This is a genomic window from Sphingomonas sanxanigenens DSM 19645 = NX02 (genome assembly GCF_000512205.2).
Taxonomy (GTDB): Bacteria; Pseudomonadota; Alphaproteobacteria; order Sphingomonadales; family Sphingomonadaceae; genus Sphingomonas_D; species Sphingomonas_D sanxanigenens.
The window spans coordinates 5,777,554-5,793,020 of record NZ_CP006644.1; the positions used below are offsets into that span (position 1 = coordinate 5,777,554).

At 68.2% G+C, this 15,467-nt stretch carries 12 protein-coding genes; 5 read left to right on the top strand and 7 right to left on the bottom strand.

Annotation, left to right across the window (positions count from 1 at the left end):
* Positions 1–41: 41 nt before the first annotated feature.
* On the bottom strand, positions 42–983 hold the full coding sequence (locus NX02_RS26525; RefSeq protein ID WP_025295191.1) for a DUF4349 domain-containing protein: 942 nt from the start codon (positions 981–983) through the stop codon (positions 42–44).
* A gap of 460 nt (positions 984–1,443) precedes the next feature.
* Between NX02_RS26525 and NX02_RS26530 the strand changes: the two genes are divergently transcribed.
* Positions 1,444–3,099, top strand: coding sequence for a M20/M25/M40 family metallo-hydrolase (locus tag NX02_RS26530; RefSeq protein ID WP_025295192.1), 1,656 nt, complete (start codon positions 1,444–1,446; stop codon positions 3,097–3,099).
* 36 nt (positions 3,100–3,135) lie between these two features.
* Here the strand turns inward: NX02_RS26530 and NX02_RS26535 are convergent, their stop codons facing one another.
* Both NX02_RS26535 and NX02_RS26540 read right to left on the bottom strand, forming a co-directional pair.
* Positions 3,136–4,551, bottom strand: a complete 1,416-nt coding sequence (locus NX02_RS26535) for an alpha-L-fucosidase (RefSeq protein WP_025295193.1) — start codon at positions 4,549–4,551, stop codon at positions 3,136–3,138.
* A 163-nt stretch (positions 4,552–4,714) separates the two neighbouring features.
* Positions 4,715–5,413: a LamG domain-containing protein gene (locus NX02_RS26540; protein WP_245648710.1), complete on the bottom strand. Its 699-nt coding sequence runs from the start codon at positions 5,411–5,413 to the stop codon at positions 4,715–4,717.
* A 139-nt stretch (positions 5,414–5,552) separates the two neighbouring features.
* Between NX02_RS26540 and NX02_RS26545 the strand changes: the two genes are divergently transcribed.
* Positions 5,553–9,407 (top strand): LamG-like jellyroll fold domain-containing protein, encoded by a 3,855-nt coding sequence (locus NX02_RS26545; protein WP_025295195.1) that lies wholly within the window; start codon positions 5,553–5,555, stop codon positions 9,405–9,407.
* 89 nt (positions 9,408–9,496) lie between these two features.
* On the opposite strand, the gene NX02_RS26550 is transcribed toward NX02_RS26545, so the two are convergent.
* The 4 genes from NX02_RS26550 to NX02_RS26565 form a co-directional block, all read right to left on the bottom strand.
* Positions 9,497–10,408 carry an NAD-dependent epimerase/dehydratase family protein gene (locus tag NX02_RS26550; RefSeq protein ID WP_025295196.1) on the bottom strand — a complete coding sequence of 304 codons (912 nt, stop codon included), beginning with the start codon at positions 10,406–10,408 and terminating at the stop codon, positions 9,497–9,499.
* Positions 10,405–11,523: a glutamate 5-kinase gene (gene proB, locus NX02_RS26555; RefSeq protein WP_025295197.1), complete on the bottom strand. Its 1,119-nt coding sequence runs from the start codon at positions 11,521–11,523 to the stop codon at positions 10,405–10,407. The genes NX02_RS26550 and proB overlap by 4 nt, the downstream gene beginning before the upstream one ends.
* A gap of 196 nt (positions 11,524–11,719) precedes the next feature.
* Complete coding sequence (obgE, locus tag NX02_RS26560; protein WP_025295198.1) at positions 11,720–12,778, bottom strand: GTPase ObgE; 1,059 nt, start codon at positions 12,776–12,778, stop codon at positions 11,720–11,722.
* Positions 12,779–12,821: 43 nt separating this feature from the next.
* Positions 12,822–13,415: a TetR family transcriptional regulator gene (locus tag NX02_RS26565; protein WP_039996856.1), complete on the bottom strand. Its 594-nt coding sequence runs from the start codon at positions 13,413–13,415 to the stop codon at positions 12,822–12,824.
* Positions 13,416–13,461: 46 nt separating this feature from the next.
* On the opposite strand from NX02_RS26565, the gene NX02_RS26570 reads away from it, so the two are divergent.
* From NX02_RS26570 to NX02_RS26580, 3 genes are all read left to right on the top strand, one after another.
* Positions 13,462–14,313: a metal-dependent hydrolase gene (locus tag NX02_RS26570; RefSeq protein WP_025295200.1), complete on the top strand. Its 852-nt coding sequence runs from the start codon at positions 13,462–13,464 to the stop codon at positions 14,311–14,313.
* 98 nt (positions 14,314–14,411) lie between these two features.
* The gene (locus NX02_RS26575; RefSeq protein WP_245648711.1) at positions 14,412–14,708 is read left to right on the top strand and encodes a hypothetical protein; all 297 of its coding nucleotides are present in this window, start codon (positions 14,412–14,414) and stop codon (positions 14,706–14,708) included.
* Between the two features lie 43 nt (positions 14,709–14,751).
* Entirely contained in the window at positions 14,752–15,417 is a 666-nt protein-coding gene (locus NX02_RS26580; RefSeq protein ID WP_025295202.1) for a response regulator transcription factor, read from the top strand.
* The last annotated feature ends 50 nt before the right edge of the window (positions 15,418–15,467 follow it).

Below are 15,467 nucleotides of genomic sequence, written 5' to 3' on the forward strand. Positions count from 1 at the left end.
TAGGGGATAGCCCTGCTCATGGAGGCCGGTGGTGACCAAGGTCACGCCTCTGCGATTGCCGGTGCCGAAAGCCTGCGGCGCGCGAGAACAGGCTGCACTGCCATCCACACCAGCCAGCCGATCCCGAGCAGCGCAGCCCAAGGCGCAGTTGCCGAGAGGATGATGATCAGCGATCCGACGCCGCCAATGAAGCTTTCGCCCGCTGTCGTCAGCGCCGCGCTCAGTGCACCCTTGGCTTCGGGCTTCGCCACCGCTGCGCTCGCGGCATAGGTGAAGCGCATCGGCGTTGCGGTCAGCGCGTTTGCAGAGCGTTCGCCATCGGCGCGCAGCTCGTTGAGCAGCGATCTTTGCCGGGAAAGCTCCGCCGCGAACTGCTGCGCAAGCTCTGGCACGTTGCGCGATCGAGCCAGTTCTCCTTCGAGCCGGCGGATCTCGGCCTGCACCCGCCGGGCGTCCCGATCGACGTTCTCCGCCGCGGCAGCGGTATCGACGCCGACGATCGCGCTTGAGACCAGCTTGCCATCCGCGCGGGTGACGGCGGTGATGCCATCCTTACCGAAGCTGCGCGCGATCGCCGGATCGAGCTTGACCGCAAGCATCGCCGAGACCGCGCCGCCTTCACCGACCGCATATTGCATGCCCGCGACGCGACAGCGCGCGGCGCCCAGCGCCTCGCAAGCGGCGGCATGGCCTTCCTGCACGGCGGCGATGCGCTCGCCGGGCAGGCGGAACGCATAATCATAGTTGAACGCGACGCCGCGGGCACGCTGACCAGCATCGGAACTGTCCGCGATCTCCAGCGCCGGTATCGATCCGGAGAAAGGGGCAGTGACGGCGGCAGCCGGCGATGATTCGCTCATTACCTGCAAGTCCATCTGTCGCTGCACCCGCTGCTCACGCTGCCTGAGATTGTGAAAGCTGAACACCGCTGCCACGATCAGAAATGCGATGCCGGCCAATCCCCCGAAAACGAGCTTGCGCATAGTCCCCTCCAGCACAGTCATAGAAATGTTATAACGTCACGTCACCCGCGATCGGTCAAGCGGCGTATGCATCCGATCCGGTGCGAACCGGATAAGCCATCAAGCCAAGTATTGCATCGATCGTGCGCCTATGTCCGCATGGGCGCATGGGCGCATGGGCGCATGGGCGCATGGGCGCATGGGCGCATGGGCGCACGGACGGGGACGGATTCGCGCAACCTCGCCGCGCAGACGGCGGATTCTTTCATTGCGCTGGCGACGCGGGGCGATCCCAATAGCGGCGCGCTGCCGGCCTGGCCGCACCTCGATCTGGCGCGGCGGCCGACGATGATCTTCGATCGCGCCGTGCGCATGAAGAATGATCCGCGGCGCGAGGAACGACTGCTGTCGTCGCGGCCCCGATCAAGCCGGGCGGCTGACACGGCCTTGCCCCCGCGGCACGGTATTCTAAACCGGCGGCATGAAGATCCTGTCCATCGCCTCTGCCGCCGCGCTGCTTGCCGGCACCGCCCAGCCCGTCCTCGCGCAGGATGCGGGGGCTGCCGCCCGCATCGAACAGACCGTCCGCACCCTCGCCTCCGACACGTTCGAGGGCCGCGCGCCGGGAACGGTGGGGGAGGAGCGGACGGTCGGCTATCTGATCGCGCGCTTCCAGCAATTGGGGCTGGAGCCGGCGGGGCCGAACGGGCAGTGGCTGCAGGCGGTGCCGCTGCTCCACACCCGGCTGGGCACGCCGAAGACGCTCGCGGTTACCGGCCCGGCCGGCGCCGTGCCGCTGGAGACGGGCAAGGACATCTATGTTTCCACCATCCGCCCCGACGATGCGGCGGTGATCGACGCGCCGTTGGTGTTCGTCGGCTATGGCGTGAAGGCACCCGAGCGCAAGTGGGACGATCTGAAGGGCGTCGACCTCAAGGGCAAGGTCGCCATCTTCCTCGTCAACGATCCCGATTTCGAGGCGAAGCCGGGCGAGCCCGCAGCCGGTAAGTTCGGCGACCGGACGATGACCTATTATGGTCGCTGGACCTACAAGTTCGAGGAAGCGGCGCGGCAGGGCGCGGTCGGCGCGCTGATCGTCCACGACACCGCCGGCGCCGGCTATGGCTGGAACGTCGTCGTCAGCCCCGGCGGCGAGAATTACGATATCGCCCGCAAGCCCGAGGATCTCACCAGCGTGCGGCTGCAGGGCTGGCTGTCGGACGCGGCGGCGCGGGCGCTGCTCGCATCGGCGAAACTCGATCTCGACACGCTCAAGGCGGCGGCGCGCACGCCCGGCTTCCGGCCCGTTGCGCTGGCGGGGCTGCGCTTCAAGGCGGAGGTACCGGTCGCGCATGAGGTGGTGACCAGCCACAATGTGCTCGGCCGGATCCCCGGCACCACCCGCGCCGACGAGGTGGTGATGTATGGCGCGCACTGGGATGCCTATGGCAAGGGCAAGCCCGATGCGCAGGGCCGCATCTATCGCGCCGGCGCCAATGACGATGCGCTCGGCCTCGCCGGCATGCTTGAGATCGCGCGCGACATGAAGACCGGCCCCGCGCCGGCGCGCAGCGTGGTGTTCGCGGCATGGACGGCGGAGGAACGCGGCCTGCTCGGCTCCGAATATTACGCGTCCAACCCGGTCTATCCGCTTAACCGCACCGTCGCCAACCTGACGCTCGATATCCTCCAGACCGCCGGCTCGGCCAACGACGTCGTGCTGGTCGGCAAGGGGCAGAACAGTCTCGAGGACGACATGACCCGCGTCGCCGCGACGCAGGGGCGGCGGGTGACGCCCGAGGGCCTGCCCGAACGCGGCCTCTTCTACCGCGCCGACCATTTCTCCTTCGCCAAGCGCGGCGTGCCGGTGATGCTGCTGATGGGCATCGCCGGCGCCTCCGACCTCAAGCAGGGCGGGGTGAAGGCCGGGCAGGCGTGGATCGATGCCTATACCGGGCAATGCTACCATCAGGCCTGCGACCAGTGGGGGCCGGACTGGAACCTCGACGGGGCTGTGCAAGATATTGCACTGGCCGGCACGATCGGCGCGGAACTGGCGCGATCGGACGCATGGCCGGTGTGGAAGGCAGGCTCGGAATTCCGCGCGGTGCGGGAGGAGAGCCTGAAGGCGCAGTAGGTTTTGAGGAGAGGGGCGCCGGCCCCCTCTCCACCCTCAAACGCTCCTCTTTCCCCCGACATTCACTCCATAGCGCGGCCATTCCGGACGGATCAGGTGGTGGCGTACATAGGGGGTGCCTTCGCAGGTCACCTCGATCACCGTCGTCGGATCGTCCGGGGCCTGTTCGGGCAGGCCGGTGAAGCGGAGTGCGATATCGTCCTGTTCGAATTTCACCGGCTGGCCGGTCTTGAGCAGCCGCGCCGACAGCGCCTTGCAGCGGACGCCGCCGACCGCGACGACGGTCTCCTGTGCCAGCGCGTCGAGCCATTGCGCCGCCGGGCTTTTCGACGGCCAGAAATAGACGTGGATGTAGAGCGTGTTCCCGGCCTTGGTGAAGTTGGTGTAGTTGCCGAACGCGCCCGCGGCGCGGCCATCTGAATCATAGATCGCTGCGCCGTTGGTCTCCAGCCAGTTGCCGACGCGCTCGAGCGTCTCGACCGATGCCTGCGGCACGGTGCCGTCCGCCTGCGGACCGATGTTGAGCAGGAAATTGCCGCCCTGCTGGACGCACAAGGTGAGGTCGTTGACGATCCGCCTGGTGCTCTTCCACTCGTCGTCGGATCGCTGATAGCCCCAGCCGAGGTTCATCGTCTCGCAGGTTTCCCAGGCGCGCTCGGCGGCGGCGACGCGGTGCTCGGGCGTCGAGAAATCGCCATCGAGCCCGTTGCGGTTGTTGACGATGATGTCGGGCTGCAGTTCGAACACCATCCGGTTCATGTCGCCGGCGCGCCATTGGTCCGGGGTGAGCGGCCAGTCGACATCGTACCAGAGGATGTCGATCTTGCCATAGTGGGTCAGCAGTTCGCGGATCTGCGCGTGCGCGAAGGCGACGAAGCGGTCGCGCGCCGCGGGATCGTCCTTGCAGCGCGCGCCATCGGGATGGTGCCAGTCCATCAGCGAATAATAGAAGCCGACGCGCAAGCCCTCGGCACGCGCGGCATCGACGAACTCACGCACGATGTCGCGCTTCGCCGCCTGCTGCGCGCTGTTATAGTCGGTCTGCTTCGTGTCCCACAGGCAGAAGCCTTCATGATGCTTGGTGGTCAACACCATGTAGCGCTGGCCCGCGCGCTTCGCGAGCCGGGCCCATTCGCGCGCGGCGCCCGGTTTCGGCATGAAATGCCGTGCGAGCTTCTCATAGTCGGGGATCGGGATGCCTTCGGATTCCATCACCCATTCCTGATGGCCGATCAGGCTGTAGAGGCCGTAATGGATGAACATCCCGAACTTGGCGTCATGCCACCAGCGCATGCGGCGTTCGCGAGTCCGTTCCTGGATGGCGAGGCGGGCGGAGGCGGTCGCGCCGCTGCCGCCGTCCTTCTCCTGCGCGTCGGCGCGCGGGGTCGCCAGCGCGAGCAGGCCGATGCCGGTCGCGCCCATCATGCCGCGGCGGTCGATCCGGTGATCCATGATGTCCCCTCCTTCGATCATTTTCGATCTGTCTGGCTATCGGAGGGAAGCGTGGCATCGCGCGCAAGGCGGCGCAAGTTGCATATGTAAAAGTCGTTTGAGAATCTGTGATGTCGAAACGCGGCCGCCCCAGCCAACGGAAACGCCAACGGCCCGTCTCGGATCAGCGCAGGCTCAGCACGAACCCGCCCGGCCGCTTCGCCGTGCCCCTCACGAACGCCGCCTGCCGCACCGCACCCCTGAACGGATTGACCCGGTTCATGCGGATGCCGACCGAGGCCTTGCCAGGTCCCTGCGGCTTGAACGGTACCGCCGCCTCCGCCTGCACCGCGCCGTTGACGTATGATCGGTAGGTCGTGCCGTCATAGGTCTGAGCGACATGATACCATTCGCCGACGGGGAAGCGTTTCCCGGGCACGATCAGTGCCTGATTGTAGCCGTCGCCGCGCATGAACGCGTCGAGATACCAATGATCCTCGACCACGCGGATCTCGAACAGCATCCGGGTGGTGCCGGTGCCGGGCGGAACCGGCGGGGTCTGGTCGCTTTCGAGATGGAACCAGCGCTGCTCGAAGGCGCCGCCATCCGGCCGGAACAGCGCCTCGAAGGTGAAGCGCTCGGCGCCGGCGAGGGGGTGATGGTCGATGAACAGCGCGTCCTTCTCGCCATCGAAGGTCAGCGCCGCGCCGAGCGGGGAATCGACGAGGATCGGCGCGCCCTCGACGCGGATGGTGTGGCCGCCGATGCGGGCGAGATTGTCGAACGTCCAGATCTCCGCGCGCGCGCGGGCGCGCGCCGGGGATGCGACGAGAGTGGTGGCGAGCGTGCCGATCAGCATGTCACGGCGGGTGAGGATGGGCACCGGCTCTCCTTCTTCCTTAAGTCCTTCCCCCAAAGGGGAGAGGGTCAAACATAGCAAATCGGGGTTGCCCGTGACACCGGTTTCCAACTACCCAGCAGACGAAAACAAGCCGATGGTCGCCCGCCCCTGGAGAGTATCCTTGACCCGTTTCCGCACTGCCTCGCTGCTCTCGCTCGCCACCGCGCTCATTGCCGGCACCGCGCATGCCCAGAGGGTCGATGGCCAGCGTGCCGACGGCCCGCGTGAGGATGCCGGCCTTCTCTTCCGCGCCTCGGTGGACGAAAGCCTGAACGCAGACGTCGCGGGCGGCGATCCGGTGCCCAATTTCCGCAGCAATGTGAAGGTCGTGCCCAACGGGGCGATCGGCGGCGCGGCGGAATGGGCGGACGATGGCTATGTGGCGTGGAAGGCGCCGGGCAACATGCAGGCGGCGCGCGGCACGCTCGCCTTCTTCTGGCGCGCGCGGCAGCCGGTGGGGGAGGCGCCGTTCGTGATCTTCCGCGCGGGCTATGCCGATCATTCGAGCTGGGACATGGCCTTCCTGCGCATCGACTGGAACGGCAAGGGCTTCGACGCCTTCGTCACCGACGCCAATCTCTCGCGCCTGCGCGTTTCCTTCGCGCTGCCGGCGCTGCCCGATCCCGCCGCGTGGCACCACATCGCCTTCGGCTGGGACGAGACGAGCGGCGTGCGGCTGTTCGTCGACGGACAGGAGGTGGCGAAACTCGACCAGAAGGCCGATCTCGACGCCGGGCTCGACAGTTTCGGCCTCGCCGGCCGGGTGCTGTCCCCGCACCAGGTGCAGAGCCGCTACAATTTCATGCGCGGCTCCGACCTCGACGAGATCCGCATCTATGGCCGGATGCTCGATGCGCCTGCCGTCGCCGCGCTCGCGGCAAAGCAGGAGCCGGCGGTGCCCGCGGCGGCGCCGGCGCAGGACGCCGCGCGCCGCGCCGCCTGGGCGCACCGCCATGGCTGGGATGCCGGCGCGCCGCCGCTGCTGGAGGATCCCGTCACCCGCATCCGCAAGGTCGAGTTCGCCGACGCGAAGGACATGAAGGAATGGATGTGGAAGGGCGTGGACGGCATCGCCGAGACCACCTGGCCCGGCGTCTACAACCGCTCCAAACTGCCGGGGCGCGACGATTATTTCCAGCTTCCCGACTGGAACGTCTATGTCGAGGGCGGCAAGACCTATCGGCTGACCGTGCCCGCGGGCGAGCGCTTCAACCGCGTCGAACTGCGCGGTGCCGCCTATGGCACGCTCGACTGGTCGGACGGGACGGAATCGCAGACGCTGGCGACGCGCAAGGCGGGCACCGTGCGCAGCGTCGATACGTTCGCGGCACGCACCGGCGGCACCTTGAGCTTCACCAACACGATGCAGGAACAGCCGATCCAGGAAATCTGGGCCTATGATGTCGGCAAGGGCGTGGTACCGGAGGGCAGTTTCCAGCTCGACTACACGATCCGCAGCGCGGTTGCGCCGCGGCTGGAAATCCTGAACGGACTCAACGCCTTCATCGCCGGGCGTTATGCGCCCGAAGAGCGCAGCACCGTGCTCGCCATGCCGACGTCGGGCGTGCGCGCTGCGGTGGGCGCGGGCGCGGCGGGGGCGAGCGGCGCTGCCGAGCGGATGAAGGGCGCGGCGCCGATCGTCCATGTGCTGATCCCCGCCAGCTTCGGCCCGGCCCCCGCCGACCAGCCGGTGGCGCGCGCCTGGGATTATGGCTGGCAGAACATCCATGACGGGCTGGACGGCATCGCGATCGACCTGCCGGCGCTGAAGGTGAAGGGCGACGGCAAGGGGCTCGTGCCGCTCAACATCAGGATCAAGGATCCGATCTGGCCGGGACGCGACATGATCGACGTCTCTGTCTCGGTGCGCGCCGGAGAAGCGCGGACGTTGTGGCTCGACCTGCGCGACCGCATCCTCTCGCATGACAGCCTCTCTCTGACGGTCGCATCCGCCGCCGCCGATTTCGACGCCGCCAGCCTCGACGGCACCCGCATCCGGCTGGTGTTCAAGCCGCGCAAGGATGCGGTGAAGGAGTATGTCGCCGACCGCTTCAACCAGGTGAAGGACAATTGGGCCTTCCTGGTCGAGGAACATACCGCGTCGCGCCGCGCGCCGCTCTACGACCGCATCTTCGGCGACGTTTCCGATCTGCTCCGCGTCGATCCCGACAATGAACTGGCGCGCGGCTATTGGGCGGACATCAATTACCGGCCGGAGAATTTCCCGCCGGTCGTGCTGCCCCAGGCCCCCGCGGGGGTGCCGCTGTGGGCGTTCCGGCAGGTCGAGGATCTCAAGCTGGTCGGCCGCTTCGTCAACTGGTGGATCGACAATCGCCAGGTTCCCTATGGCGATTTCGGCGGCGGCCTGTCCGACGACACCGATCTTACCCAGCAATGGCCGGGGCTGGCGCTGATGGGCGTCGACCCGGACAGGATCAACGCCTCGCTGCGCGCGCTGTCGGACGCGGTCTACAAGAACGGGATGATCACCAACGGCCTCGGCACGATCGAGACCGATGAGCTCCACGTCTATGAGGAAGGGCTCAACAGCAATGCCGAGCGGCTCTACCTCAACTGGGGCGAGCCCTTGGCGGTGGAGCGGCTGATGGAGAATGTCGACGGCCTCTCGCGGGTGCTGCTGCGCAACCCGGCGGGCCATGTCCATTTCGCGTCGAGCTGGTTCGGCGGGCGCAAGATCTACCGCGACGATCCCTGGTCCTGGCAGAAGCCCTATGGCTTCACCGTCATGCACGTGCCGACGATGCTCGCCGCGTTCAACGGCAATCCGGTCGCGACGAACCAGATCACCGGGATCATGGACGGCTGGATGGCGCATGGACGCAAGGACGAGAAGGGTCTCTGGTCGTATCCGAACGAGATCAACTGGAACACCGACAAGGAGCGCGCCGGCGACGGCGGTGGGGCGACAATCGTGCTGCAGACCGCCTGGGCGGCGTGGCGGCTGACCGCCGACACCAAATATCTCCAGCCGATCGAGGCTCGGGTGGCGCGCGCGGGGCCGGGTTCGATCGCCGAACTGGGGGATAATCTGTTCGATCGCCTCGCCCAGGGCGATGCGTGGCGCAGCACGCTCGCCAATTCGAAGAGCAACGACGCTTTCGCGCTCTACGCGCGCTGGGCCGCGACCGGTGATACCGCCGCGCTGGCCAAGCTGCACGGCGACGCGATCGTCGAGCGCCAGCAGCGCATGTATATGAACACCGAGGGGCATTGGTGGTCCGACCGGGTCGATTCCCCCAGCGACATCCTCCAGCGCGAACGGCTGGGCGCGGTGGCGCTGAGACGCAACATGCACTGGCCGACCCATTTCGTCAGCTGGCGGTTCGATCGGCCCGGCGGCGCGGAACGGGTCGCGATCCTCGTTCCCGGGGCGCGGCCGGACAAGCTGCGGGTGATCGGCTACAACCTCTCCGCGGTCGAGCAGCGCGCGACGATGTCCACGTGGAACGTGATCGCCGGCACGTGGCGCGTCCGCCGCTACACCACGCCCGACGACGGCAAGACCCTGGTGCCCGCCGGCGAATCGCATGACGTGACCTTGGAACGCAGCGCCAATACCGAGGTGCGCTTCACCCCCGGCGAGACCGTGGTCTATGAATTCGAGCTGCTGCGCCCCTCGACCCCGGTCGAGCAGCGCCCGGACCTCGGCATCGGCACGCAGGACATCGCGGTGAAGCGCCGGCGCGTGTCGCTGACCGTCCACAGCCTCGGCAGCCAGCCGGTCGCGGGCGGCCGCGCGGTGCTGCGCGGGGCCGATGGCGTGGAGGTGGCAAGTGCACCGATCCCGGCGCTGGAGGCACCGCTCGATCTCAAGCCGCGCACGGTGGCGGTGACGTTCAAGCTGCCGTCGAAGGTGGATGCCGAGACGCTGACCGCGGAGGTTTTACTGGCGGAGGATGCGCCGGAACTGACGCGGCAGAACAATCGCGTGCCGCTGGCGCTGCGGCAGAAATAGGGGGCGAAAGGAGCGCGACTATCGAGGTGCGCTCAAAGCGCTCTCCCGCACTTGGCGGGAGAGGGTTATTTCGTGATGCTTCTGCACTACTACCGCAGCCAGCCCTCGGCACGATACCAGTCCGCCGTCGCCTTCAGCCCGTCGCGCGTGTCGGTTTCCGCGCGCCACAGGTTGGCCGGCGGCTGGCGGATCGCGGTGCTTACCCAGTCCGGGTGGCACAGATAGCCGACGCGGTCGCCGGTCAGCTTGGCGCGCGTCCGCCGCGTGGCGCGGTCGATCGCGGAGGCGACGCGGAGCAGCGGGCGCGGGGTATGGATCGCGCGGACGCGGCGGCCGACCGCAGCGCCGATCGCCTGCGCGAACCCCTCATGCGTCCAGCCACCGGCAACGCCGTCGTCCACCTCGTAGATCTGGCCGGTGCCGGCGCGCGCCGTTGCCAACGTCAGCAGCAGACGCGCGAGATCCTCGACCGCGACCACCGAGAAGCGGCCGCGCGGCGGCAGCATGATCACGCCGCGCCGCGCCATGCGGAACAGGTCGAGCATTTCGGTGTCGCCGGGGCCGTAGATCGCGGGCGGGCGCACCATCGACCAGTCGAGCCCGCTGTCGGCCACCGCATCCTCGGCGCCGGCCTTGGACCAGCCATAGATCGACAGTGCCGGCTCGCGCGCGGAGAGCGAGGAGACGTGGATGAAGCGGGTGACGCCTTCGTCCTTCGCCGCGCGGACCATTGCGCGCGTGCCTTCGATATTGCCCGCGGCGAAGCCGGCGCGGTCGGGCGCGTTGACCACGCCGGCGACGTGGATCACCGCGTCGGCGCCCCGCGCCAGCTCGGCGAGGCTCGCCGGCCTGTCGAGCGCGCCCGCGATCCAGGTAACGCCGGCGGTGTCCGGCTGCGGCCGGCGGGTCAGCGCACGGACATGGTGGCCCCCGGCCACCGCCATCCGCAGCACGGTCCTGCCGACGAAGCCGGTCGCGCCGGTCAGCGCGAGCACGCTCACAGCAATGCCATATGGTCGCGGTGGACGAGGGCTGTGCGCGGCGCGTAGCCGAGGATCGCCTCGATCGCGTCGCGCCGCTTGCCGACGATGCGCGCGGCATCCTCGCTGTCATATTCGGCAAGGCCGCGTGCGATCGCCTGCCCCTGATGGTCGACGATCTCGATCAGGTCGCCGCGCGCGAAGCGGCCGGCGACGGTGGTGGCGCCGGCCGCGAGCAGGCTCTTGCCGCCCGCCAGCGCGTTCGCCGCGCCGGCATCGACCGCAATCTGCCCGCGCACCGTCAGCCGCCCGGCGATCCAGCTCTTGCGCGCGCGCGGTTTCATCGCAGCGGTGAAGACGGTGCCGCAGCCGCCGGTAGCGAAGCGCGCCAGCGGGCGCTCATGCTTGCCCGAGACGATCGCCAGCGCGGCGCCCGCGCCGGTCGCGATCCGCGCCGCCTCCAGCTTGGAAGCCATGCCGCCGGAGCCCATGCCCGACGAGGTGCCGCTGCCGCCCATCGCGACGATCTGGCGGTCGATCCGGTCGACCCGTTCGATCCGCGTCGCATCGGCGTGGACGGTCGGGTCGCGGTCATAGAGCCCGTCGACGTCCGAAAGCAGGATCACGCCTTGCGCATGCGCCGCCTGGCCGACGCGCGCGGCCAGCCGGTCATTGTCGCCGAAGCGGATCTCGGTGGTGGCGACGCTGTCATTCTCGTTGATCACCGGCACCACGCCCAAGGTCAGCAGCCGGTCGAGCGTGGCGGTGGCGTTGAGATAGCGCCGCCGATCCTCGAGATCGTCGAGCGTGACCAGCATCTGCGCGGCGGTGAGGCCGTGGCCGTGGAGCAGTTCCGCCCAGCAGCCCGACAGCGCGATCTGCCCGGTCGCGGCGGCGGCCTGCGCATCCTCGAGGCTCGCGCGCCCGCCCTTCGGCAGGCCGAGCCGCCGCGCGCCCAGCGCGATCGCACCGGAAGAAACGACGATGATCCGCTGGCCCGCGGCATGGCGCTCGGCGATGTCAGCGACGAGCGAGGCCAGCCAGTCGCGCCGCAGCGTGCCGGAGGGATCGACGAGCAGCGAGGAGCCGACCTTGATGACGAGGCGCGGGCAGAGCGCAGGGGTGAAGGGATTCAATTCCCTTCTCCCCTTGGGGGAGAAGGATACGGAGACTTGGCGCCGTAGGCGCCTAGTCGGCGTTGGAGGAGGGGTGCGCGCCGCAGGCGCGCGCGGCGCTTCGCGCCGCTTTCCCCTCTCCCAGCTACGACTAGGGCGCTGCTACGCACCGCCCAAGTCTTCGCAACCCTCCCCCCCAAGGGGGAGGGAGGCAAAATCAGATCGGAGACCATTCGCCGGGTCCCTCGCCGCCCTCGTCCTCGTCCATTTCGCCCGGCGCGTTCGCCTCCGCCGGGCCGATCTCGGCGACCAGCCGGTCGAGCACCGCGTCCACGCCGACGCCGGACACGCCGGACATCGGGAACACCTCGGCACCGCTCGCCTCGCGCAGCGCCTGGGCGATCTCCTCGACCAGTTCGGCGTCCAGCGTGTCGCTCTTGTTCAGCGCCAGCACCTCGGGCTTGTCGATCAGTCCGGCGCCATAAGCGTCCAGCTCGCCGCGCACGACGCGATAGGCCTCGACCGGGTCGTCCAAGGTGACGTCGACGAGGTGGAGCAGCACGCGGCAGCGCTCGATATGGCCGAGGAAGCGGTCACCGATGCCGACGCCATCGGCCGCACCCTCGATCAGCCCGGGAATGTCGGCGACCACGAACTCGCGATTGTGGTGGCTGACCACGCCGAGCTGCGGCCGGGTGGTGGTGAAGGCATAGGCGCCGACCTTGGCGTTGGCGTTGGTCACCGCGTTTATGAAGGTCGACTTGCCGGCGTTGGGCAGCCCCACCAGCCCCGCATCGGCGAGCAGCTTCAGCCGCAGCCACACCCAGGCCTCTTCACCGGGCCAGCCGCTGCCATGCTGGCGCGGGGCGCGGTTGGTCGATGTCTTGTAGCTCAGATTGCCACGGCCGCCGTCACCCCCGCGCAGGAACACTTCGCGCTGGCCGACCCTGGTGAAGTCGAGCAGCACATGCTCCTTGTCTTCCGAGATCACCTGCGTGCCCACCGGCACCTTGATCACGAGATCGTTGCCGCCCGCGCCGGTGCGGTTGGAACCGGCACCGCCCTTGCCGCGCGGTGCGCGGAAATGCTGGGTGTAGCGGAAGTCGATCAGCGTATTGAGGCCGGCCACCGCTTCGAAGATGATATCGCCGCCCTTGCCGCCATTGCCGCCGTCGGGGCCGCCATATTCGATGAACTTCTCGCGCCGAAAGCTGACGGCGCCGGGGCCGCCCGAGCCGGAACGGGCGAAGATCTTGGCTTGGTCTAGAAAATGCATGCGGGGCCCTTAATGCTTTTGGGCCATAAGTTGAAGGGCAGTGCTAAACCGCCGCGCGAGAGGCGCCCAGCTTCGACCCCGCGAGCAGCGACTGGAGCGCCAGCTCCCGCGCCGTTTCGCGCGGCAGCCCCAGCGATCCCGCCATCGCCTCGCCCAGTAGCGCGTCGCCCAGCGCGCTCGTCACCAGCGAGAGCGTCAGTTCGGCGACCGGCGCATCCTCATGCCCCTCGCCCAGTTCGTCGACGAGCTGGTGGATCGCCTCGAGGATCGGGTTGAGCGCATCGCGATTGCCCGACAGGATCATCCAGCCAGCGAGCGCGCCCGCGCCCTGGCGGCCGAACGCATCGAAGGTGAGGTCGACGATATGGCGCGGATCGCCTTCGCCGGCCCGCGCACGGAGCACGGCGTCGGCGATCGTGGTCGTCACCGTCCCGGCGATCTCGGTGGCGAGCGCGGTCTGCAGCCCCGCCGCCGATCCGAAATGGTGCAGCAGATTGGCGTGCGTGCGGCCGATCCGATCGCCGACCGCCTTCAACGTCACCGCCTGCGGCCCCTGTTCGATCAGCAGCGCGCGCGCCGCCTCGAGCGCGGCGGAGCGGCTGGCTTCGGGGCTGAGGCGTTTTCTCACTATTGACATCCATGTAAGTAGCTATAGGGTGCGAGCATAGCTATGGAGCCATTGCATGAGTTCCGCCAAGACCTTCGGAAATCCGACAATCACGCCGCGTGACCGGCGCTTCGGCCGGAAGGGCGGCCAGCGGCGCTGGTGGCTGAACGGCGATCCGGTCGGTACCGCCTTCTACAACGCGCTGTCGGTGACCTTTCCCAAGGGCGAGGCCTATTTCGTCGAAAGCGTGCGCGCGCATCGCGACGGCACGCCGCCGGCGCTGGAGGCGGAGATCAACGCCTTCATCCGGCAGGAGGTCAATCACAGCCGCGAGCATGTCGCGTTCAACCGGCACGTCACCGATCAGGGCTATGACGTCGCCCGGCTCGACGCCGATGTGGATGCCGCGCTGGCGCTGACCAAAGGGCGCCCGCCGATCGCGAACCTCGCCGCGACGATGGCGCTCGAACATTTCACCGCGATGCTCGCGCATGAACTGCTCGCCGATCCGCGCCACCTCGACGGCGCCGACCCGGAGGCCGCGCGGATGTGGCGCTGGCACGCGGTGGAAGAGATCGAGCATAAGGGCGTCGCCTATGACACCTGGTTGCACGCGACGCGGCACTGGCCGCGGCGGCGGCGCTGGATCGTGCGCGCGCTGGTGATGCTGCGAACCACCAAGCGCTTCGTTCACGGGCGGATTCGCGGGGTCCTCGAACTGCTCAGGCAGGATGGGCTGAGCGGCCCGCGAGTCTGGTGGCGGGTGTTTCGGCACGCCTTCATCTCGCCCGGTATCGTCCGCCGCATCGCCCCGGCCTGGCTCGGTTATTTCCGCCCCGGCTTCCATCCCTGGCGGCATGACGACCGCCAGCTGATCGCGGGCGTGGACGACGATCTGCCGGCGCAATCGCTGCCCGAACCGGCCTGAGGCCGCCGCCGGCCGGGGCGGCGCGGAACATGTCGCACTGTTGCGGCTTATTCACGGGCTGTTCAACGCGTTGGGCCTATGCCAATCCCGTGATGACGATGACCAAGACCCTCCTGCTCCCCGTGCTGCTGGGCGGTGCCGTGTCCGGCGTGGCCTTCGCCCAGTCGGTCGGCGACCAGTATAGCGCCTATGCGGCCCGCCAGCGCGGCGACGTGCAGTTGCTCAGCGAGATCGAGCAGCGCGTGAAGCGCGAGATGCGCGATGCCGACTATCTGGGCCCGGAATATGATTCGCGCTCGGGCGTCTACCGGTTGAAGTTCATGCGCCACGGCTCGGTCATCTGGGTCGATGTCGACGGACGCACCGGAGCCGTGATAGGCCGTAGCGGACGCTGACGGCCGTACCTCGGCCGCGCGAAACGAAGTGCAGGGGAAAAACATGCGCGTATTGATCGTCGAGGACGAGCCCAGCCTGGGCACGCAACTGCGGAACACGCTGGAGCGCGAAGGCTATGCGATCGACCTCGCGACGGACGGCGAGGAAGGCCATTTTCTCGGCTCCACCGAAAATTACGATGCGGTGATCCTCGATCTCGGCCTGCCCGAGATCGACGGACTGACGGTGCTCGATCGCTGGCGCAAGGAGGGCAAGGTGATGCCCGTGCTGGTGCTGACCGCGCGGGACAGCTGGTCGGACAAGGTGGCCGGGCTCGATGCCGGCGCCGACGATTATCTTGCCAAGCCCTTCCAGTCCGAGGAACTGATCGCCCGCCTGCGCGCGCTGATCCGGCGTGCGTCGGGCAATGCCTCGTCCGAGCTGATCGCGGGCGACGTGCGGCTCGATACCCGTTCGGGCAAGGTCACGCTGGCCGGCGAGCCGGTGAAGCTGACCGCGCAGGAATATAAGCTGCTCAGCTACCTGCTCCACCACAAGGGCAAGGTCGTCAGCCGCACCGAACTGATCGAGCATATCTACGATCAGGATTTCGATCGCGATTCGAACACGATCGAGGTGTTCGTCACCCGGATCCGCAAGAAGCTGGGTCAGGACGTGATCACGACGATTCGCGGCCTGGGCTACAGCCTCGAGGATCCCGCCGCCTGACATGACCGGCGACCACGCGCCCTCCGACGCTCCCGCGCCGGCCGCGGAAG